Source organism: Streptomyces lavendulae subsp. lavendulae (assembly GCF_002803845.1).
In the GTDB taxonomy this organism is placed as follows: domain Bacteria; phylum Actinomycetota; class Actinomycetes; order Streptomycetales; family Streptomycetaceae; genus Streptomyces; species Streptomyces lavendulae.
The window spans coordinates 4,647,246-4,667,273 of record NZ_CP024985.1; the positions used below are offsets into that span (position 1 = coordinate 4,647,246).

The 20,028-nt window shown below is 72.3% G+C and carries 15 protein-coding genes; 8 read left to right on the forward strand and 7 right to left on the reverse strand.

The features are described 5' to 3' along the window. Positions 1-229: 229 nt before the first annotated feature. The 3 genes from nth (at position 230) to SLAV_RS20545 (ending at position 3,291) form a co-directional block, all read left to right on the forward strand. Positions 230-1,204, forward strand: coding sequence for an endonuclease III (nth, locus tag SLAV_RS20535; protein WP_391282625.1), 975 nt, complete (start codon positions 230-232; stop codon positions 1,202-1,204). Between the two features lie 154 nt (positions 1,205-1,358). Next, positions 1,359-2,075 (forward strand): NUDIX hydrolase, encoded by a 717-nt coding sequence (locus SLAV_RS20540; RefSeq protein WP_051840633.1) that lies wholly within the window; start codon positions 1,359-1,361, stop codon positions 2,073-2,075. A gap of 13 nt (positions 2,076-2,088) precedes the next feature. After that, a complete protein-coding gene (locus tag SLAV_RS20545) occupies positions 2,089-3,291 on the forward strand; it encodes a MarP family serine protease (protein WP_030228557.1) in 1,203 nt (400 codons plus the stop codon). Positions 3,292-3,663: 372 nt separating this feature from the next. Here the strand turns inward: SLAV_RS20545 and SLAV_RS20550 are convergent, their stop codons facing one another. The 5 genes from SLAV_RS20550 to SLAV_RS20570 form a co-directional block, all read right to left on the reverse strand. After that, complete coding sequence (locus SLAV_RS20550) at positions 3,664-4,635, reverse strand: alpha/beta fold hydrolase (RefSeq protein WP_030228556.1); 972 nt, start codon at positions 4,633-4,635, stop codon at positions 3,664-3,666. Next, positions 4,632-5,090, reverse strand: coding sequence for a phage holin family protein (locus tag SLAV_RS20555; protein ID WP_030228555.1), 459 nt, complete (start codon positions 5,088-5,090; stop codon positions 4,632-4,634). Before SLAV_RS20555 ends, SLAV_RS20550 begins: the two co-directional genes overlap by 4 nt. Positions 5,091-5,144: 54 nt before the next feature. Continuing rightward, positions 5,145-6,596: a Na+/H+ antiporter NhaA gene (nhaA, locus tag SLAV_RS20560; RefSeq protein WP_037686857.1), complete on the reverse strand. Its 1,452-nt coding sequence runs from the start codon at positions 6,594-6,596 to the stop codon at positions 5,145-5,147. A 215-nt stretch (positions 6,597-6,811) separates the two neighbouring features. Then, entirely contained in the window at positions 6,812-8,809 is a 1,998-nt protein-coding gene (acs, locus tag SLAV_RS20565) for an acetate--CoA ligase (protein ID WP_078950236.1), read from the reverse strand. 201 nt (positions 8,810-9,010) lie between these two features. Beyond that, positions 9,011-11,545, reverse strand: a complete 2,535-nt coding sequence (locus SLAV_RS20570) for a SulP family inorganic anion transporter (RefSeq protein ID WP_063760269.1) — start codon at positions 11,543-11,545, stop codon at positions 9,011-9,013. Positions 11,546-11,779: 234 nt separating this feature from the next. Between SLAV_RS20570 and SLAV_RS20575 the strand changes: the two genes are divergently transcribed. Further along, positions 11,780-13,081 (forward strand): polysaccharide deacetylase family protein, encoded by a 1,302-nt coding sequence (locus SLAV_RS20575; RefSeq protein ID WP_030228551.1) that lies wholly within the window; start codon positions 11,780-11,782, stop codon positions 13,079-13,081. Here the strand turns inward: SLAV_RS20575 and SLAV_RS20580 are convergent. After that, positions 13,050-14,048 carry an ATP-binding protein gene (locus SLAV_RS20580; RefSeq protein ID WP_030228549.1) on the reverse strand — a complete coding sequence of 333 codons (999 nt, stop codon included), beginning with the start codon at positions 14,046-14,048 and terminating at the stop codon, positions 13,050-13,052. The genes SLAV_RS20575 and SLAV_RS20580 overlap by 32 nt on opposite strands. Positions 14,049-14,157: 109 nt before the next feature. Between SLAV_RS20580 and SLAV_RS20585 the strand changes: the two genes are divergently transcribed. Next, complete coding sequence (locus SLAV_RS20585) at positions 14,158-14,979, forward strand: Fic family protein (RefSeq protein ID WP_030228548.1); 822 nt, start codon at positions 14,158-14,160, stop codon at positions 14,977-14,979. 411 nt (positions 14,980-15,390) lie between these two features. Here the strand turns inward: SLAV_RS20585 and SLAV_RS20590 are convergent, their stop codons facing one another. Further along, positions 15,391-16,254, reverse strand: a complete 864-nt coding sequence (locus SLAV_RS20590; protein WP_051840631.1) for an HAD family hydrolase — start codon at positions 16,252-16,254, stop codon at positions 15,391-15,393. Positions 16,255-16,746: 492 nt separating this feature from the next. Here SLAV_RS20590 and ssd point away from each other — a divergent pair, with 492 nt between their 5' ends. From ssd to SLAV_RS20605, 3 genes are read left to right on the forward strand one after another with little or no spacing between them, the layout of a single operon-like run. After that, positions 16,747-17,922, forward strand: coding sequence for a septum site-determining protein Ssd (gene ssd / locus SLAV_RS20595; RefSeq protein ID WP_234333523.1), 1,176 nt, complete (start codon positions 16,747-16,749; stop codon positions 17,920-17,922). Further along, entirely contained in the window at positions 17,919-19,067 is a 1,149-nt protein-coding gene (locus SLAV_RS20600) for a TadA family conjugal transfer-associated ATPase (protein WP_030228545.1), read from the forward strand. The genes ssd and SLAV_RS20600 overlap by 4 nt, the downstream gene beginning before the upstream one ends. Continuing rightward, complete coding sequence (locus SLAV_RS20605) at positions 19,064-19,942, forward strand: type II secretion system F family protein (RefSeq protein WP_030228544.1); 879 nt, start codon at positions 19,064-19,066, stop codon at positions 19,940-19,942. The genes SLAV_RS20600 and SLAV_RS20605 overlap by 4 nt, the downstream gene beginning before the upstream one ends. Positions 19,943-20,028 lie beyond the last annotated feature (86 nt).

Here is a 20,028-nt window from a genome sequence, read left to right on the forward strand (position 1 = left end):
TCAGGGGACCGGTCTCCCATTTTGCCGGACGGCTCAAACAGTGCGATCAATCACTACCAAGGATGCCGGACGGACGCCCGTGCTGTGTGGTGAGCGACCGATCGGGGTGGTGTTACCTGAGGTCCGGGCGGGTGTCGGCGCCCGGCCTTAGGCTGGCCGGGTGTCCAATAAGCCGGTGAGAGCACAGGCCAAGGGGTCCGCGGGAGTGACGGCGGCCCAAAATTCAGCCGTGGGCGAACAAGCCCCCGAGGAGGCGTCCGGCACGGCCCGGCCGGCCCCCGAGGGCAAAGGTTCGGCCAAGAAACCGCCGGGCGCGCCGGCGCGCGCGACCGCGGGGAAGACCGCTTCGAAGACAGCCTCGAAGACCGTGAACGGCACCCCGGCGGCCTCCCGGGTGCCCGCCCCCGCCCGGAGCGCCGGGAAGGGCAGGGCCGAATCCCGGCTGGCCATGGTCCGGCGGGCCCGCCGCATCAACCGGGAACTGGCCGACGTGTACCCGTACGCCCATCCGGAGCTGGACTTCCGCAATCCCTTCGAGCTCCTGGTCGCCACCGTCCTGTCGGCGCAGACCACCGACCTCCGCGTGAACCAGACGACCCCGGCCCTCTTCGCCGCCTACCCGACCCCCGAGGACATGGCCGGGGCGGTCCCGGAGGAACTGGAGGAGCTGATCCGGCCGACCGGGTTCTTCCGGATGAAGGCCAAGTCCCTGATGGGCCTCTCGCAGGCCCTGCGCGACCGCTTCGACGGCGAGGTGCCCGGCCGGCTCGAAGACCTGGTCACCCTGCCCGGCGTGGGCCGCAAGACGGCGAACGTGGTCCTCGGCAACGTCTTCGGGGTCCCCGGGATCACCGTCGACACCCACTTCGGCCGCCTCGCCCGCCGCTTCAAGTGGACCGAGCAGGAGGACCCCGAGAAGGTCGAGGCGGAGATCTGCGCGATCTTCCCCAAGAGCGAGTGGACGATGCTCTCGCACCGCGTCGTCTTCCACGGCCGCCGCATCTGCCACGCCCGCAACCCCGCCTGCGGCGCCTGCCCCATCGCCCCGCTCTGCCCAGCCTACGGGGAGGGCGAGACGGACCCGGAGAAGGCGAAGAAGCTGCTGAAGTACGAGAAGGGCGGCTACCCGGGCCAGCGCCTGTCGCCGCCCCCGGACTACCCGGGCCTCCCCGCCTCCCCTTTGGGAGCCCGTACGGAGCCCTGAGGGCGCCCGGGGGACCACGGCCGGACGGGCCGGCCCCCTCGGCGGGGGCGTGCGCCGGGAGGGCCGCACGCCCCCGCCGGAACGAATCGGTACCCGGACCGCGTTCAGCGGTGTGGGAGAGGGTGTTCACGGAAGAACACGGACAGGGGTGCCTATGACGCGCGGTACACAGGACGAGACCACGGCCGCCACCCGCGAGGGCGACGGCCTGGTGCTCAGCACCGAGGGGCTGCCCGCCTGGCTCGATCCCGTCGTGGCGGCGGCCCGGACCGTCCGGCCGCGCCAGCTCAGCCGCTTCCTGCCCCCCGAGGACGGCCGGGGCCGCCAGTCCGCCGTGCTGATCCTCTTCGGCGAGGGGCCGCGCGGCCCGGAACTGCTGCTCCAGGAGCGGGCCGGCACCCTGCGCTCGCACGCCGGCCAGCCCTCCTTCCCCGGCGGCGCCCTCGACCCGGAGGACGGCGATCCGCACACCACCGGCCCGCTGCGCGCCGCACTGCGCGAGGCCGAGGAGGAGACCGGTCTCGACCCGGCAGGCGTCCAGCTGTTCGGGGTGTTGCCCCGGCTCTACATCCCGGTCAGCGAGTTCGTCGTGACCCCGGTGCTCGGCTGGTGGCGCGAACCCTCGCCCGTCGGCCCGGTGGACCCCGCGGAGACGGCCCGGGTCTTCACGGTGCCCGTGGCGGATCTCACGGATCCCGGCCACCGGGTGACCGTGGTCCACCCCAGGGGCCACCAGGGGCCCGCCTTCACCGTCGAATCGGCGCTGGTCTGGGGGTTCACGGCCGGGGTGATCGACCGCATCCTGCACTTCGCCGGCTGGGAGCGTCCGTGGGACCGCTCACGTCAGGTCCCACTCGACTGGCACGCATGAGACGGTGACCCTCGTGAACGTGCTGGACATCCTGTTGCTGGTCGCCGCCGTGTGGTTCGCGATCGTGGGCTACCGCCAGGGGTTCGTCGTCGGCGTCCTGTCGGTGATCGGCTTCCTCGGCGGTGGTCTCGTCGCCGTGTCCCTGCTGCCCCTGATCTGGGACCGGGTGACCGACAACGGCACCCAGGTGACCACCACCGTCGTCGTGATCGCCGTCGTCGTGATCATCATCTGCGCCTCGATCGGCCAGGCCCTGACCACCCATCTGGGCAGCCGCCTGCGACGCCACATCACCTGGTCGCCCGCCCGCGCGCTCGACGCGGGCGGCGGGGCCCTGGTGAACGTCGTCGCGATGCTGCTGGTGGCATGGCTGATCGGTTCCGCACTCGCCGGGACCTCGCTCCCCACGCTCGGCAAGGAGGTCCGCAACTCCAAGGTGCTCCTCGGCGTGTCGCGCGTGCTCCCCGCGCAGGCCAACACCTGGTTCTCGGACTTCAGTTCCACCCTCGCCCGCAACGGCTTCCCCCAGGTCTTCAGCCCGTTCTCCAACGAGCCCATCGCCGAGGTGAAGGCCCCCGACCCGGCCCTCGCCCGCAGCGGCGTGGCCGAACAGGCGAAGCTCTCCATCGTGAAGGTCGTCGGTACCGCGCCCAGTTGCAGCAAGGTCCTGGAGGGCACCGGCTTCGTCTTCGCGCCGGGCAAGGTGATGACCAACGCCCACGTCGTCGGCGGTGTCATGGAGCCCACCGTGCAGGTCGGCGGCGAGGGCAAGCTCTACGACGGCAAGGTCGTGCTCTACGACTGGGAGCGCGACATCGCCGTCCTGGACGTGCCCAAGCTGCGCGCCCCGGCCCTGGAGTTCACCGAGAAGGACGCCACGAGCAGCAGCGACGCGATCGTGGCCGGCTTCCCCGAGAACGGCGCCTACGACGTCCGGGCGGCCCGGGTCCGCGGCCGGATCAACGCCAACGGCCCGGACATCTACCACCGGGGCACCGTCCGCCGCGACGTCTACTCGCTCTACGCGACCGTCCGCCAGGGCAACTCCGGCGGCCCGCTGCTGACGCCCGAGGGCCGGGTGTACGGGGTCGTCTTCGCCAAGTCGCTCGACGACCCGAACACCGGTTACGCCCTGACGGCGGACGAGATCCGGGACGACATCCGCCTCGGCAAGACCTCCAGCCGCCGGGTCGACACCCAGGGCTGCGCCCTCTGACACCCCCGCCGGGCCCCGGCGGGGGCCCGGTCCGGTGTCCTACATGCGTGGATGGCGCAGCCGCGCCGAGACCCAGCGGGCGCGTCGGCGCAGGATGCGTGGGATCCCCAGCCGGGGGTCGTGACCGTCCCGGCCGGCCCTGTCGTGCGTGCCCGGCGCTGTGGCCGAGCGGCGTTCGCGTGCGGTGTCACCGTGGTCGTGCGTCCAGCCCATACAACGAGCTGTGCCCGGGGCCCAGGGTCCGTAACCCCCCGGGGGGCGGCCAATTGGCCTATGCGCCGGGCAATTGAATGTCCGTAGGACAGTCGTACGAAACGCCTGTCACTCCATCAGTCGCCCGTGTAGGTAACGGGACGGCCCGCCCACGGCCCGTCAGCGGTCGGGCTCGGGGTCCTTCAGCCAGTTCACCAGCTCGGTGGAGAAGGCCGCCGGGTCCTCCTCGTGGGGGAAGTGCCCCAGTCCGTCGAAGAGCCGCCAGCGGTACGGGGCTTCGACGTACTCCCCGGAACCGGCGGCGCTGCGGGTGCGCATCACCGGGTCGAGCGAGCCGTGCAGGTGCAGCGTCGGCACCCGTACGGGCCGCTTCATCCGCCGGTAGAACTGGAGTCCGTCCGGCCGGGCCATCGAGCGCATCATCCAGCGGTACGGCTCGATGGAGCAGTGTGCGGTGGAGGGGATGCACATGGCCCGCCGGTACACCGCGAGGGCCTCCTCGTCGGCGCCGTCGGCCTGCAGCCGCGGCCCGGACCACTCCCGGATCAGCTCTCCCACGAGGGCCCCGTCGTCGGCGACCAGTTGCCGTTCGGGGACGAACGGCCGCTGGAACCCCCAGACGTGGGAGCTGGCCCGGGTCTGGCCGAAGTCCGCCAGCATCGCCGAACGCCAGCGGCGCGGGTGCGGCATCGAGGAGACCACCAGCCGGCGCACCAGCTTGGGCCGCATCACGGCCGCCGTCCAGGCGAGGTAGCCGCCCAGGTCGTGCCCGACGAGCGCGGCGTCCGGCTCGCCGAGGGAACGCACCACTCCGGTGATGTCCAGGGCGAGGTTGGCCGGGTCGTAGCCGCGCGGGGTGCGGTCGCTGCCACCCACTCCGCGCAGGTCCATGGCCACCGCGCGGTACCCGGCGTCGGCGAGCGCGGTCAGCTGGTGCCGCCAGGTCCACCAGAACTGCGGGAACCCGTGCAGCAGGAGGACGAGCGGGCCGTCGCCGCACTCCGCGACGTGGAAGCGCGCGCCGTTGGCGGCGACGTCCCGGTGGGTCACCTTTCTCCCGCCCGGCACGTCGATCCGGACCGCCGAGGCGGCGGTGGGCGCGGGGCTGGAGTCCGGTGAGGGGGCTGTCATGAAGACGAGCGTGCCACACCCACGGCCTGGTCACTCACCGGCCGCGGATGCGGCTTGACGGTTCCGACGACCGCGGCGGTCTCCTTGACGGACTCGATCGTCTTCACCGGGGGCTTGAGCTTCTTGAACTTCGTCATGGCCAGCAGCCCGGTCAGGCCCGCGAGCAGCCAGAACGCGACGCCGACGATGAGGAAGGACCAGGCCAGGCCGAGGCCGAGATTGTGGATGCCGTAGGCCGCGGCGAAACTCAGTACGGGGAGGGAGAAGAGCAGCAGCACGCCCGCCACGATCGCGGCGCCGCTGCCGACGCCCGCGCGCCTGACGTCCTGCTTGAGCTCGACCTTGGCGAGAGCGATCTCGTCGTGCACCAGGGCCGACATCTCGGCGGTGGCCGAGGCGACCAGCTGGCCGAGCGTGCGCTCGGCTCCCGGAGCCCCTTGGTCCACTGCGCTCATCTCTGACTCCCTCTGTCGTCTGCTGCCGGCGGCTGTCCTCCGTCGTCAGTCAGATCATGCCGGACGGTCGGCGCCTGTGCTGGACCCGCCCGCCGCTTCCCGGGCGGATCCACCCGGGGGACCGTCCCCGGCCGGGGCGGCGGCCGCGGCCCTGCGGCGGTGCTCGGCGGCCTTCTCCTCGTAGATCTTCGCCATCCGCAGGTGGTACGCCGGGTTGTCCTGCTCGTAGATGTCCGGGATCCCGTCGAGGTCCTCGTCGCGTTCCTCGTCCTCGGTCAGCGCCCGGTACCGGCGGTTGCGCAGCTTGAGCATCACGCACGCGATGACCGCGGCGATCAGTGAGCCGAAGAGGACGGCCGCCTTGATCTCGTCGGTCAGGACGGGGTCCCCGGCGAAGGCCAGCTCGCCGATCAGCAGGGAGACGGTGAAGCCGATGCCGGCCAGCGAGGCCACGGCCAGTACGTCGGGCCAGGCCAGGTCCTCGTTCAGTTCGGCCTTGGTGAAGCGGGCGGCGAGCCAGGTGCCGCCGAAGATGCCGACCGTCTTGCCGACGACGAGCCCGAGCACGACGCCGAGGGTCTCGGGGCGGGTGAAGACCTGTGCGATGGCCTCGTCGGAGAGGGAGACCCCGGCGGAGAGCAGGGCGAAGAGGGGTACGGCCAGTCCGGCCGAGAGGGGGCGGACCAGGTGCTCGATGTGCTCGCCGGGGGAGTGCTCCTCGCCCTCCCGGCGGGTGCAGCGCAGCATCAGGCCCATCGCCACGCCGGCGATGGTGGCGTGGACGCCGCTGTTGTACATCAGGCCCCAGATGACCAGGGCGAGCGGGACGTACACGTACCAGCCGCGGACGCCGAAGCGCAGCAGGAACCAGAAGAGGACCAGCCCCGCGAGGGCCCCGCCGAGGGCGAGGAAGTCGATCTCGCTGGTGAAGAACACCGCGATGATCAGGATGGCGAAGAGGTCGTCGACGACCGCCAGGGTCAGCAGGAAGGCGCGCAGCGCGGACGGCAGCGAGGTGCCGATGACCGCGAGGACGGCGAGGGCGAAGGCGATGTCCGTGGCGGTCGGGACCGCCCAGCCGTCGAGCGATCCGTTGCCGAGGGTGTTGACCAGGGCGTAGACCAGCGCGGGCACGGCCATGCCGCAGAGGGCGGCGATCACGGGGAGGGCGGCGGCCTTGGGGTCGCTCAGGTCGCCCGCGACCAGCTCGCGTTTGAGTTCGATGCCGGCGACGAAGAAGAAGATCGCGAGGAGGCCGTCGGCCGCCCAGTGCTGGAGCGAGAGGTCCAGGCCCAGGGCGGCGGGGCCGATGTGGAAGGACCTGACGCTGTCGTAGCTCGCCGATATCCCGGGGATGTTCGCCCACATGAGGGCGGCGATGGCGGCCACCAGGAGCAGGACGCCGCCGACGGTCTCGGTGCGCAGCGCGTCGGCGACGAAGCGGCGCTCGGGGAGGGAGAGCCTGCCGAGGAACTTGGGGCGGGTGCTGGGCGGGGGCGTGGCCACGGTGGGGAACCTCCGGGTGGGCGACGGCATGACAAATGCAGTTGCCGACCAGACTTCCCGGCGCACCCTGAGACTCTTCGAGCGTCAGATGTTGACGCTTCCTTTACTTTACAGGGTGCGCGCGGTCGTATCGGGTGATCTTCACCTTAAACGGGAGGAGGGCGTCCGGCGCGTTGTGCGCCGGACGCCCTCCAGGACCCTCGGTCCGCTGTCCGTCAGTCCTCGCTGGAGGCGCTGGGGAGCTTGGTCTGGATCAGTGCCATCACCGAGGAGTCGGCGAGCGTGGTCACGTCACCGACCGCCCGGTCCTCCGCCACGTCACGCAGCAGCCGGCGCATGATCTTGCCGGAACGGGTCTTCGGCAGCTCCTGCACCGGGACGATCCGCTTCGGCTTGGCGATCGGGCCGAGGGTGGCGCCCACGTGGTTGCGCAGCTCCCCGACCAGGGCGTCCGTCTCGGTGGCGCTGCCGCGCAGGATGACGAAGGCCACGATGGCCTGGCCGGTGGTCTCGTCCTTGGCGCCCACGACGGCCGCCTCGGCGACCGAGGGGTGAGAGACGAGCGCCGACTCCACCTCGGTGGTCGAGATGTTGTGGCCCGACACCAGCATCACGTCGTCGACCCGGCCGAGCAGCCAGATGTCGCCGTCGTCGTCCTTCTTGGCGCCGTCGCCCGCGAAGTACTTGCCCTCGAAGCGGGACCAGTAGGTGTCGACGAAGCGCTGGTCGTCGCCCCAGATGGTGCGCAGCATCGACGGCCACGGCTCGGTGAGGACCAGGTAGCCGCCTCCGCCGTTCGCCACCTCGTGGCCCTCGTCGTCCACGACGGTGGCACCGATGCCGGGCAGCGCGCGCTGGGCCGAACCGGGCTTGGTCTCGGTGACGCCCGGCAGCGGGGCGATCATCATGGCGCCGGTCTCGGTCTGCCACCACGTGTCCACGATCGGGCAGCGGTCGCCGCCGATGTGCTTGCGGTACCAGATCCAGGCCTCGGGGTTGATCGGCTCGCCGACCGAGCCCAGCACGCGCAGGCTCGACAGGTCGAACTTCGCGGGGATGTCGTCGCCCCACTTCATGAACGTGCGGATCGCCGTGGGCGCGGTGTAGAGGATGGTGACGCCGTACTTCTGCACGACCTCCCAGAACCGGCCCTGGTGCGGGGTGTCCGGTGTGCCCTCGTACATCACCTGGGTGGCGCCGTTGGCGAGCGGCCCGTAGACGATGTAGGAGTGCCCGGTCACCCAGCCGATGTCGGCGGTGCACCAGTAGACGTCGGTCTGCGGCTTGAGGTCGAAGACGGCGTGGTGGGTGTACGAGGCCTGCGTGAGGTAGCCGCCGGAGGTGTGCAGGATGCCCTTGGGCTTACCCGTGGTCCCCGAGGTGTACAGGATGAAGAGCGGGTGCTCGGCGTCGAAGGCCTGCGGGGTGTGCTCCGTGGACTGGCGCCCGACCACGTCGTGCCACCAGACGTCCCGGCCCTCGGTGACGGCGGTGTCCTGGCCGGTGCGGCGCACCACGAGGACGTGCTCGACCTGCGGGCACTTGGCGACGGCCTCGTCGATGGCGGGCTTGAGCGCGCTGGGCTTGCCGCGGCGGTAGCCGCCGTCGGCGGTGATCACCAGCTTGGCGTCGGCGTCCTGGATGCGGGAGGCCACGGCGTCGGCGGAGAAGCCGCCGAACACCACCGAGTGGGCGGCGCCGACGCGGGCGCACGCGAGCATCGCGACGACGGCCTCGGGGATCATCGGCAGGTAGACGGCGACCCGGTCGCCCGCCCGGACACCGAGCTCGGTGAGGGCGTTGGCGGCCTGCGAGACCTCGTCCTTGAGCTGGGCGTAGGTCAGGGAGCGGCTGTCGCCGGGCTCGCCCTCGAAGTGGATCGCGACGCGGTCGCCGTTGCCGGCCTCGACGTGCCGGTCCACGCAGTTGTACGCGACGTTCAGCTTGCCGTCGGCGAACCACTTCGCGAAGGGCGGGTTGCTCCAGTCGAGCGTCTCGGTCGGCTCGGTGTCCCAGGTCAGCCGCCGGGCCTGCTCGGCCCAGAAGCCCAGCCGGTCCGCGTCGGCCTGCGCGTACGCCGCCTCGGTCACGTTGGCGGCGGCGGCCAGATCGGCGGGCGGTGCGAACCGCCGCTCCTCCTTGAGCAGATTGGCCAGGCTGTCATTGCTCACGACATCTCCCTTTCCCAGGGTGTCCGTTGTGTCCCCGGGCATAGCTCATCAGGTCAGACGCCCAGGTGACAAGGGGTAGCCGGGAATTGGTTTAGACCTATACACGACTGGGCGGCCCGTGCGCCGCAGCGTACGCGTGGGCCGCGCGCGGCGCGCGGAAGGGCCCCTTCCCGCTGCAGGGTGCGAGAAGGGGCCAACAGCTTGCACGGATACGGGAGGGTATCGGTTCGGACGGAATTCCGGTCAGGCGTTCTGGCCCACGCTGTCGAAAACCCGACAGTCGAAGAAGTCCTCGCCCTCGGAGAGCAGGTAGGCCTGGGCCTCGCCCACGTGGAAGTACATCCCGTGCAGTTCCAGCGTGCCCTCGGCGAGCCGGCGGGCCACCGATTCGTGGGCCCGCAGGTGGTCCAGCTGCTGGACCACGTTGGTCAGGCAGAGCTGTTCCACGGCGTCCGCCGGGAGCCGGCCCGCGATCCGGGCCCAGGCGTGGTGCCTGCTGGCCATCCGCTCCAGGCTGGGCAGGCCGTGCCGCAGCCAGCGGCGCAGCGGGGTCATCGGGGCGCCCGGGTGGGAGTTCAGCAGGGCCTGCATGGCGCCGCAGCCGGAGTGCCCGCACACCGTGATGCTGTCGACCTTCAGCACGTCCACGGCGTACTCGATGGCCGCCGCGACCGAGTCGTCGGTGGCTTCGGCCCCGGGCGGGGGGACCAGGTTGCCGACGTTGCGGACGGTAAAGAGGTCTCCGGGACCGCTCGCCGTGATCATGCTGGTCACCAGGCGGGAGTCCGCGCAGGTGAGGAAGAGCTGCGAGGGCCGCTGCCCCTCGCGGGCCAGCCGGGCCAGTTCGTCGCGGACGTGCGGGGCGGTGTCCCGCTGGAAGGCGCTGATCCCGCTGGCGAGTTGACCGGCGCCGCGGCGCCGGGGGGAGGCCGTCGCGGCGTCGCGGGGCTCGGCCGCGCTCGGGATCGTCCCGGCCGCCTCGCGCCCCTCGCCCGCTCCGCCCGCCTCGCCCGCCGGGAGGTGCGCGGCGGCCTGCGGGTGCGTGGCGGACAGGGCGCGGTGGTCGCAGTGGTTCTGCCAGGGGGTCCACGGACGGCAGCACTGGTGCGCTCCCCGCCCCTCGCCCCGGTGGCCGCCGGCCCCGCCGATCGCGGTGCTCCCGCCGGCCGGTGCCCGACCGGACCCGGTGGGGGAGCCCTGGCCCGGCTGGGCGCCGGTGCCGGTCCCGGGCGACGCACCGGTGGACCGGGCCTGGCCGCCGCGGGAGATGGCGGTCCCGCCCCGGCCGGTGAGTTCCACCGAACCCCCGTGGGCCAGGTGCGTGTCCTGCCAGTCCTGGAGGATCTCGTAGGCGGCGTGGTCGATGAACGAGCCGTCCAGCTCGATGACGGCATGGCCCTCGTGCGGGATCGAGTTCAGCACCCGGCTCAGGCGCGGCACGGCGAGGAAGGTCAACTGCCCGCGCGCCCGCACCCGGTGGAAGCCGTCCGTCTCGTCCAGGGTGATCCTCGTGCGGGCCAGCCGGTGCATGGCCAGGGCCACGGCCACGGCGACGCCGACGGCGACGCCTTCCAGGACCCCGCCCAGGACCACGGCGACGATGGTGGCCGCGTAGACCAGGACCTCGCGGTAGCGGGTGACGGTCCTCAGGTGCGTGATGCTGACGACCTGGATGCCGACGGCCAGCACCAGTGCCGCCAGGGCGGCGAGGGGGATCAGGTCGAGCACGGGGACGAGCAGTCCGGCCGCGAGCACCACCCACAGCCCGTGCAACATGGCTGATTTGCGGCTTACGGCGCCGGACTTGACGTTCGCCGCGCTGCGTACGGCCACGGCCGCGACGGGGAGCCCGCCGAGCATCCCGGAGGCGATGTTGGCGGCGCCCTGTCCGCGCAGCTCGCGATCGAGGTCGGCGCGGGGCGGGCGGTCGCCCGTACCGCGCTCGGAGGCGATCAGCTTGTCGGTGGCGACCGAGGACATCAGGGATTCGACGCTGCCGACCAGGGTGATGGTCAGGACGGCGGCGACGATCCCGAGCACCGGGCCCTGCGGCAGCTCCGGCAGGGCGTGGCTGCTCCAGGAGGGCAGGTCCACCCGGGGCAGGTCGAGCCCGGCCAGGGCCGCGAGGGCGGTGGCCGCGGCGACCGCCGCCAGTGCGGCGGGCACCTTGCGCAGGGCCCGGCCGGCCCGCCCGGGGATCCGGGGCCAGAGCAGCAGCACGCACAGGGTCAGCGCGCTCACCCCGAGCGCGGCCGGATGCAGATCGGCCAACTGGGCGGGCAGTCCGAGCACGTTGGCGACCGCCGAGCTCTGCGGGGTGCCGCCGAGCACGATGTGCAGCTGGGCCAGCGCGATGGTCACGCCGATGCCGGCCAGCATCCCGTGCATGATGGCCGGGCTCACCAGCAGGGCTGAGCGGGCGGTGCGCAGGAAGGCCAGTCCGAGCTGGCAGCAGCCGGCCAGGACCGTGATGGCGCAGGTGGTGCGCCAGCCGTAGTGCTGGATCAACCCCGCCGTCACCACGGTGAGTCCGGCGGTCGGCCCGCTCACCTGGAGCGGGGCGCCGCCGAGCCGCCCGGCCACGATCCCGCCCACCGCGGCGGCCACCAGCCCCGCCTGCAGGGGGGCTCCGGTGGCCAGGGCGATGCCCAGCGAGAGGGGGAGCGCGATCAGGAAGACGGCGACGGACGCGGACAGGTCCGCATGGAGCCCCTTGAGGCGGGGTCCGGCACCGTCGGGGCCTGGGGTCGTGGAGGGGGGTGTGGCGGCTGTCGTCATGGGTTCCCGTCTCCTCGGGGGAGGGATGAAGCGGCGGGAGTCTCAACACTCGGTAAATGGATGGTAATGGAGAGTAAAGGCTGACGGTAGGGAATGCGGGCAAATGGGCTATGAATTAGCACTCAGGGGTGATTAAGTATTTTGTCTGCCTTGTCATACCTTCCTTAAAGCGGACCGCGTGGGACGTTGCGTCACGGAAGTCCCGCGATGGAACTGCGAGGAAGAGGTGTGCGGATGATCGCCGCCACGAAGAAGATCGCCGGCGGCCTTGTCGCCACGGCCCTGGTACTGGGCGTCGCCGGGTGCAGCGCCTCCGAGCCCTCCCGTCCCGGCGCTCCCGGCGCCCCCGGGAACCAGAACACGAAGAAGGGCGCCGCCGAGGCCCCCGGCAGCGTCAACCGTCCCATCGGCGACGGTTCGACCGCCTACACCGGCTCCCAGCCGAACGTGCAGAAGCCGCAGAGACTGAAGCCCGGCGAGAAGCCCCCGCAGTTCGTGGTGTTCTCCTGGGACGGCGCGGGCGAGGACAGTCAGAAGCTCTTCTCGCACTTCCGCGAGGTGGGCAAGCAGTACAACGCCCGGATGACCTACTTCCTCAGCGGCGTGTACATGCTCCCGGAGGAGAAGCGTTCCCTCTACACGGCCCCGCAGCACTCCGCGGGCCTCTCCGACATCGGCTTCGGCGACCTCCAGGGCATCAAGGACACAGCCACCCAGGTCCGCGGGGCCTGGCTGGAGGGCAACGAGATCGGCACCCACTTCAACGGCCACTTCTGCGGCCCCGAAGGGGGCGTCGGCACCTGGTCGGTGGAGGAGTGGAAGAGCGAGATCAACCAGGCCAAGTCCTTCGTCAAGAACTGGAAGACGAACACCCCGGCGCTCAAGGACCTGGCAGCGCTCCCCTTCGACTACGACAAGGAACTCATCGGCGCCCGCACCCCCTGCCTCGAAGGCCAGAAGAACTTCATGCTGGCGGCCAAGGACATGGGCTTCCGCTACGACTCCAGCGGCATCAGCAAGCAGATCTGGCCGAAGAAGACGGACGGGCTCTGGGACCTCCCGCTCCAGCTGGTGCCCATGCCGGGGCGCGCCTTCGACACCCTGAGCATGGACTACAACTACCTGGTCAACCAGTCCGGTACGACCACCCAGGGCGACCCCTCCCAGCACGAGTACTGGGGCGACCAGATGCGCGACGGCCTGCGCCAGGCCTTCGACCGGGCCTACCAGGGGAACCGGGCGCCGCTGATCATCGGCAACCACTTCGAGTCGTGGAACGGCGGCACCTACATGCGTGCCGTCGAGGAGTCCATCCAGACCATGTGCACCAAGCCGGAGGTCCGGTGCGTGCCCTTCCGCGAACTGGCGGACTGGCTGGACGCCCAAGACCCGAAGACGCTGGAGTGGATGCGTACCCTCGACGTCGGCCAGGCGCCGAAGGACGGGTGGACGAAGTTCCTCACCGCGGGGCCGCCGGCCGCGCAGCCGACGGCCCCGGCCGCCGTCAAGCCGGCTGAGGAGTCGAGCGAGGGCTGACCAGGGCCTCGTGCAGGACGAAGCCGGGGTCGACCTGTTCCGCCAGGTCGGCCCCGGTCTTGGCGTTCCCCCAGCTCTCCGCGTTGCGCAGGTGGAAGTGGACCATCTGCTCGGTGTACTTGTCCCAGTCGCGGTCGGCGTACGAGTCCTCGGCCGCGTTCTGGAGCGCCTGCAGCGCGAGCCGGTTGGTCGCCTCCAGCAGGTCGAACGGGGCGGGGCGGCCCTTCTCCATCGCCCGCACCCAGTCGGAGTGCCCGAAGGTGACCAGCAGGTCCTCGCCCACCTCGTCCTGGAGGAACTCGATGTCCTCCGGTCCCTGCACCTTGTTGCCGACCACCCGGAGCGCGATCCCGAAGTCCCGCGCGTACTCCTTGTACTGCCGGTAGACCGAGACGCCCTTGCGGGTCGGCTCGGCCACGAGGAAGGTCATGTCGAAGCGGGTGAACAGGCCCGAGGCGAAGGAGTCCGAGCCGGCTGTCATGTCGACGACGACGTACTCGTCCGGGCCGTCGACCAGGTGGTTGAGGCAGAGCTCCACCGCGCCGACCTTCGAGTGGTAGCAGGCCACGCCCAGGTCGGCCTCGGTGAACGGCCCGGTGGCCATCAGCCGTACGGGCTCCCCGTCGAGCAGCAGCGTGCGGGCGCAGGCCGCGTAGACCGGGTTGTCCTCGGTGACCCGCAGCAGGCGGGAGCCGGCGCCGGGCGGGGTGGTCTTGATCATGCTGTCGGTGGACGCGATGCGCGGGTTGGAGCCGCGCAGGTACTCCTTGATGAGGGGGAGGTGCGCGCCCAGGGCGGGCAGCGCGGCCGCCTCGTCCTCGGGGAGTCCGAGGGCCGCGCCGAGGTGCTGGTTGATGTCGGCGTCCACCGCGACGACGGGGGCTTCATTGGCTGCGAGGTGGCGGATGAAGAGGGAGGACAGGGTCGTCTTGCCGCTGCCGCCCTTTCCCACGAAAGCGATCTTCATGTTCACCAAGCGTAGTGGAGCGGTAGCAGGTTGTGGTCGAAGCGAGTGAAGAAGACCACTCCAAGGAGGGGTCGGTGCCACGGCCGGGGAGTGCGTAGGCTCCCTACTTATGAGTAGCGCTTCTGACCCGCTGGCGGCCCTGGCTTCGCTCCCGGGAGTCGCAGAGTCCGTGGATTCCGTACGCAAGGCCGTCGACCGGGTCTACGGGCACCGCGTCATGCGCCGGCGCAGTGGGGAGATCACCTCCGAGGCCGCGCTGCGCGGCGCGCGGGGCAGCGCGGCGCTGTCCGGTGCCGACTGGGCGCTGGAGGAGGTGCGCCGTCGCACCGACTTCGGTGCCGAGGCGCAGGCGCTGACGGTGGGCGCCGCCCTGCGTCTGACGGCCGAGGCGGGCCAGCTGCTGAGCATCTGGCGCCAGTCGCCGCTGCGGGTCCTCGCGCGGCTGCACCTGGTGGCGTGCGGGTCGACCGCGGCCGGGGACGTCGTGGGCCGGCCGCGGCTGGCCGGGGAGCCGGTGGACGAGCCCCTGGTGGACCTTCCGCTGCCCGGCGCCGACGAGGTGGCGGGGCGGCTGGACGGCCTCTCCCGGCTGATCATCGCGGGCGGCTCGGCGCCCGCCCTGATCACGGGCGCGGTGGTGCACGGCGAGCTGCTGGCGCTGAGGCCCTTCGGGTCGTACAACGGCCTGGTCGCCCGCGCGGCGGAGCGGATCGTGCTGATCAACAGCGGCCTCGACCCGAAGGCGATCTGCCCGGCGGAGGTCGGTCACGCCGAGCAGGGCACGAAGGCCTACCTGGAGGCTTTCGAGGGCTACGTCTCGGGGGGTCCGGAGGGGATGGCCGCCTGGATCGCGCACTGCGGCCGGGCGATCGAACTCGGGGTGCGCGAGTCGACGGCGGTCTGCGAAGCCCTCCAGCGCGGCGCGGCGTAAGGCTCCAAGGGCCTGCGGCCGGAGGGTCGGGGGCCGGAACAGGGTTGCGGCGACACCGTACTGCTTTGGTGTCGCCGCTGGCATTCGCGCCCAGTTACCAAGCGTCCTCGATATGTGCCCATCAGGTCGGGAGCTCTGCCCGGTTACCTGGTGCGGCTGGCCCGTAATCGACGGGTCGACGTCGCGTGGGTGCTCGGCGTTCATGCTTCGGTCCGTGGGCCTTACTGCGTTTTAAAGATGATCCTCTCGGATGTTCTTTGGTCTCGCGGGCCGTTGACTCCTTTGTACTCCGCTTCCGAGCCGAGCGAAACCCCTGTCCGGAGTTCTTTACTTTATGGGGCGACTCGGGGCGATTCGGACAGTCCAAAACGCCCCAGGTCAGACACCCGACGATGGGCTGACGGCGCGGGATCAGGCCGAGGCGGCAGCGGCCCGGCGGCGGCTGGCGTACCAGACGAGACCGGCGGTGGCAGCGGCCGCGCCCACCGCCGCGGCGGCGACGAGGGCCGGGCGTGCGGGCATCGAGAGTCCGGGCAGCCGCTGCTTGAGCCGTACCGGCCTGCTGAACACCAGAACCGGCCACTCGCGCGCCACCGCCTCCCGACGCAGCGCCCGGTCCGGATTGACCGCGTGCGGGTGTCCGACGGCTTCGAGCATCGGCACGTCGGTGAACGAGTCGCTGTACGCGTAGCACCGGGCCAGGTCGTAGCCTTCGGACTCGGCGAGCTCCCGGACGGCCTCCGCCTTCGTCGGCCCGTAGGCGTAGTACTCGATCTCCCCGGTGAAGCAGCCGTCGTCGCCGACCACCATGCGGGTGGCGACGACCCGGTCCGCGCCGAGCATCTCGCCGATCGGCTCGACGACTTCGGCGCCGGACGTCGACACGATCACCACGTCACGGCCCGCGGTGTGGTGGGCCTCGATGAGGGACGCGGCCTCGTCGTAGATGATCGGGTCGATCAGGTCGTGGAGGGCTTCGGCGACGATCTCCCGGACCTGCTGAACGTTCCACCCCTCGCAGAGGGCGGAGAGGTACTCGCGCATCCGCTCCATCTGGTCGTGGTCGGCTCCGCCGGCCAGGAAGATGAACTGCGTGTACGCGGTGCGCAGCACGGCCCGCCGGTTGATCAGGCCGCCCTGGTAGAAGGACTTGCTGAACGTCAGAGTGCTGGACTTCGCAATGACCGTCTTGTCCAGGTCGAAGAAGGCGGCCGTCCGAGGCAAGGAGTGCGGCAAGGGCTGATTTTCCACGACCCGAGCATATGCGCCCACCATTCGGCGTAAGGTGTGGCGCGTGGGTTTGCCTGAGAAGGCTCTCGGGTACACCATGGAAGTCACGGATCGTTCGCGACCGTGCTAACCCGGTCTGGCTCCTCCCCCCCCGAGTCGGACCGTGGGGACGACCCCCGCTCTCCCCCCCGGCGGGGGTCGTCGCATGTCCGGACGCGGTTTGCGTCCCATGCCTTCGGCCTTCAGTGGTCATCCGCTCGGCCCTTCCTCTTCGGTGGGCCCGCATGGCTCAGGCCCTCACTCCCTCGAACTCGTCACGCTGCGTAGTGGTTCCGGCGCGCTCCGGAACTCACCTGATGGGGTGGCGAAGTTATTCACAGGGGCCTTCTCGTCCACAGTTTTGGAGCAAGATCCACTCCCTTTTCCGGATCGCTGCACCGTGATTCCAGCCGCGAAGTCCGCGGCTCGTGGATTTGCGGTGAGAAGGGGGCGGAGATCGTGGCTGGATCGAAGTCGTGTGAAGTGCCGGAGCCCGTGGTGACCGGCGGGGGCGGGCGGGCGCCGGGTGCGCCCGGGGTCCTGCCCGGTGGCGGACGGCCGCTGATCATCACCGAGGACCCGCTGCTGCTCGACGACCTGCTGCGGCTGTGCGCCGCCGCGGGCGCCGAACCGCACGTGCACCATGCGGTGCCCGAGCAAAGCGGAGCCGGTGGTGCGCGTGGGAGCGGGGACGACGGGAGTGCTTTCGAGGGCGGCGGGCCGCGCGGTGGCGTGGGATGGGAATCGGCCCCGCTCGTCCTGGTCGGCGACGACGCCGCGCACCGGGTGGGCGGAGCGCCGCGCCGCGGCGGGGTGTTCCTCGTCGGCCGGGACCTCGACGACCCCCTGGTGTGGCAGCGGGCGGTGGAGATCGGTGCCGAGGAGGTGCTGCGGCTCCCCGACGCCGAGAGCCTCCTCGTCGACCGCATCGCCGACGTGGTGGAAGGGGCGGGACGCCCCGCCCTGGCCGTCGGCGTGATCGGCGGCAGCGGAGGGGCCGGCGCCTCCACCCTCGCCTGCGCCCTCGCGCTCGGTGCGGGGCGGGCCGGGGAGCGCACCATCCTCATCGACGGTGACCCGCTCGGCGGCGGCATGGACGTCCTGCTCGGCGGCGAGGGGGCTGGGGGACTGCGCTGGCCCGACTTCGCCGCCTCGCGCGGCCGGGTCGGGGCGGGGGCCCTGGAGGAGTCCCTGCCCGAACTGCACGCGCTGCGGGTGCTCAGCTGGGACCGCGGCGAACGGGTGGTCGTGCCGCCCGCCGCGATGCGGTCCGTCGTGGCCGCCGCGCGCCGCAGGGGCGGGGTGGTCGTGGTCGACCTGCCCCGGCGGGTGGACGAGGCCGTGGCGGAGGTGCTGGCTCAGCTCGACCTGGTGCTGCTCGTGGTGCCCGGCGAGCTGCGGTCGGTGGCCGCGGCGGGCCGGGTGGCGGCCGGGGTGCGGATGGTGGCCCGGGACGTGCGGGTGGTCGTACGGGGCCGCTGCCGGGAGGGGCTCGACGCCGAAGCCGTGGCGGGGCTGCTGGGAGCGCCGCTGGCCGGGGAAGTGCCCGTGGAGGTGGGCCTTCCCGGCCGGGTGGAGGAGGGGGAACCGCCGGGTACGCGGGGCGCGCTGGCCCGGTTCTGCGACGGCTTCTGGCAGCGGGCCCTGGGCTCCGTGCACGGCGTGCCGGCATGAGCGCGCCGCTGCTGGACGCGGTGCGCCAGCACCTCGCCGAGACCGGTGCGGAGCCCACCCCGGCCGGGGTCGTGGCGGCCCTGCGGGCGCAGGGGCGGCTGCTCGGCGACGCGGAAGTGCTGGGCGTGGCCGCGGAGTTGCGGTCCGAGCTGGTCGGTGCCGGTCCGCTGGAGCGGTTGCTCGCCGACCCCGAGGTCACCGATGTGCTGGTGGCCGCCCCCGACCGGGTGTGGGTGGACCGGGGCGGCGGGCTGGAGTTGACGGAGGTGACGTTCGCCGACGCCGAGGCCGTGCGCAGGCTGGCCCAGCGGCTGGCCGCCGTCGCCGGGCGGCGGCTGGACGACGCCCGGCCCTGGGTGGACGCCCGCCTGCCGGACGGCACCCGGCTGCACGCGGTGCTCCCGCCGGTGGCGGTCGGGTCGGCCTGCTTGTCGTTGCGCGTGGTGCGGCCCAGGGCGTTCACCCTGGACGAGCTGGTAGCCGCCGGAACCCTGCCGCCGGGCGGGCAGCGCCTCCTGCGGGCCATGGTCGAGGCCCGGCTGTCCTTCCTCGTCTCCGGCGGGACCGGGACGGGCAAGACCACCCTGCTCAGCGCCCTGCTGGGACTGGTCGGGCCGGGTGAGCGGATCGTCCTCGCGGAGGACTCCGCCGAACTGCGCCCCGACCATCCGCACGTGGTGCGGCTGGAGACCAGGCCGGCCAACCAGGAGGGGGCCGGGCTGGTCACCCTGGCGGACCTGGTCCGCCAGGCCCTGAGGATGAGGCCCGACCGGCTGGTGGTCGGCGAGGTGCGGGGCGCCGAGGTGGCCGACCTGCTCGCCGCCCTGAACACCGGGCACGAGGGCGGGTGCGGCACGGTGCACGCCAACGCCGCGGCGCACGTGCCCGCCCGGCTGGAGGCGCTGGGCACGGCGGCCGGGCTCGACCGGGCTTCCCTGCACAGCCAGTTGGCCGCCGCGCTGACCCTGGTGGTCCACCTGGTCCGTGACCGGGCCGGGCGGCGCCGGGTGGCCGAGGTGCACGTGCTGGAGCGGGATCCGGCCGGGCTGGTGGTGACCGTGCCCGCGCTGCGCTGGGGAGCCCGGGGGTTCGTACGGGAGCCGGGCTGGGCACGGCTCGGGCCGCTGCTGGGAGGTTCCCGATGAGTGCCGGGGTGTCGGTGCCCGTCTTCGCGGGCGTGCTGTGCGCGGGGGCCGCCGTCCGGGTGCTGGCCGGGGGCGACCGACTGCCCCGGCGGGCCCGGCTGGTGCTGGCCGGGGGAGGCCCGCCGGTGCCGGACGGGCCCGTGTGGGGGTGGCACCTGGTGGCCGGGCTGCGGGTGCGGGCCGAGCGGTGGCGCGAGTGGGTCCCGCTCGTGGCCGGGCTGGTGGTCGCGGTGCTCGGCGGGTCGGTGATCCCCCTGGTCGCGGGGGCGCTCGCGGTGCCGCTGGTACGGCGCCGGCTGCGGGCCCGGGAGCGCGAACGGGCGCGCGGGGCCCGGGCCGCCGAGGTGGTGGCGCTCTGCGGGGCCGTGGTGGGGGAGCTGCGGGCGGGATCCCAGCCGGGACGCGCCCTGACGGTGGCGATGCGCCGTACGTCGGCCGGTCCCGGCGGTCCGGGCCCGGCCGAGGCGGGGGTGCTGGCCGCGGCGGCTTTCGGCGGGGACGTCGCCGCGGCCCTGCACGAGGCGGCCCGGGAGCCGGGCGCCGGGGGACTGGCCGGGATGGCGGCCTGCTGGCGGGTCTCCGTGGACGGCGGGGCGGGCCTGGCGGCCGGACTGGACCGGCTGGAAGGGGCGTTGCGGGCCGAGCGCGACCGGGAGGAGTCGCTGCGGGCCCAGTTGGCGGGAGCCAGGTCTACGACGGTGGTGCTCGCGCTCCTGCCGCTGGTGGGGCTGCTGATGGGCACCGGGCTCGGAGCGGATCCGCTGCGGGTGCTGCTGCACTCGCCGGTCGGGTGGGGCTGCCTGCTGGTGGGCGGGGTGCTGGAGGCGCTGGGACTGCTCTGGTGCCGGCGGATCGTACGGACGGGGGAGCGGTGATGGGCGGGCCCGTGGTCCACAGGCTGGGGACGGCGCTCTGTCTGGCGGTGCCGGTGTGGTGTCTGGTGTCGGGGTGGGCGTTGTGG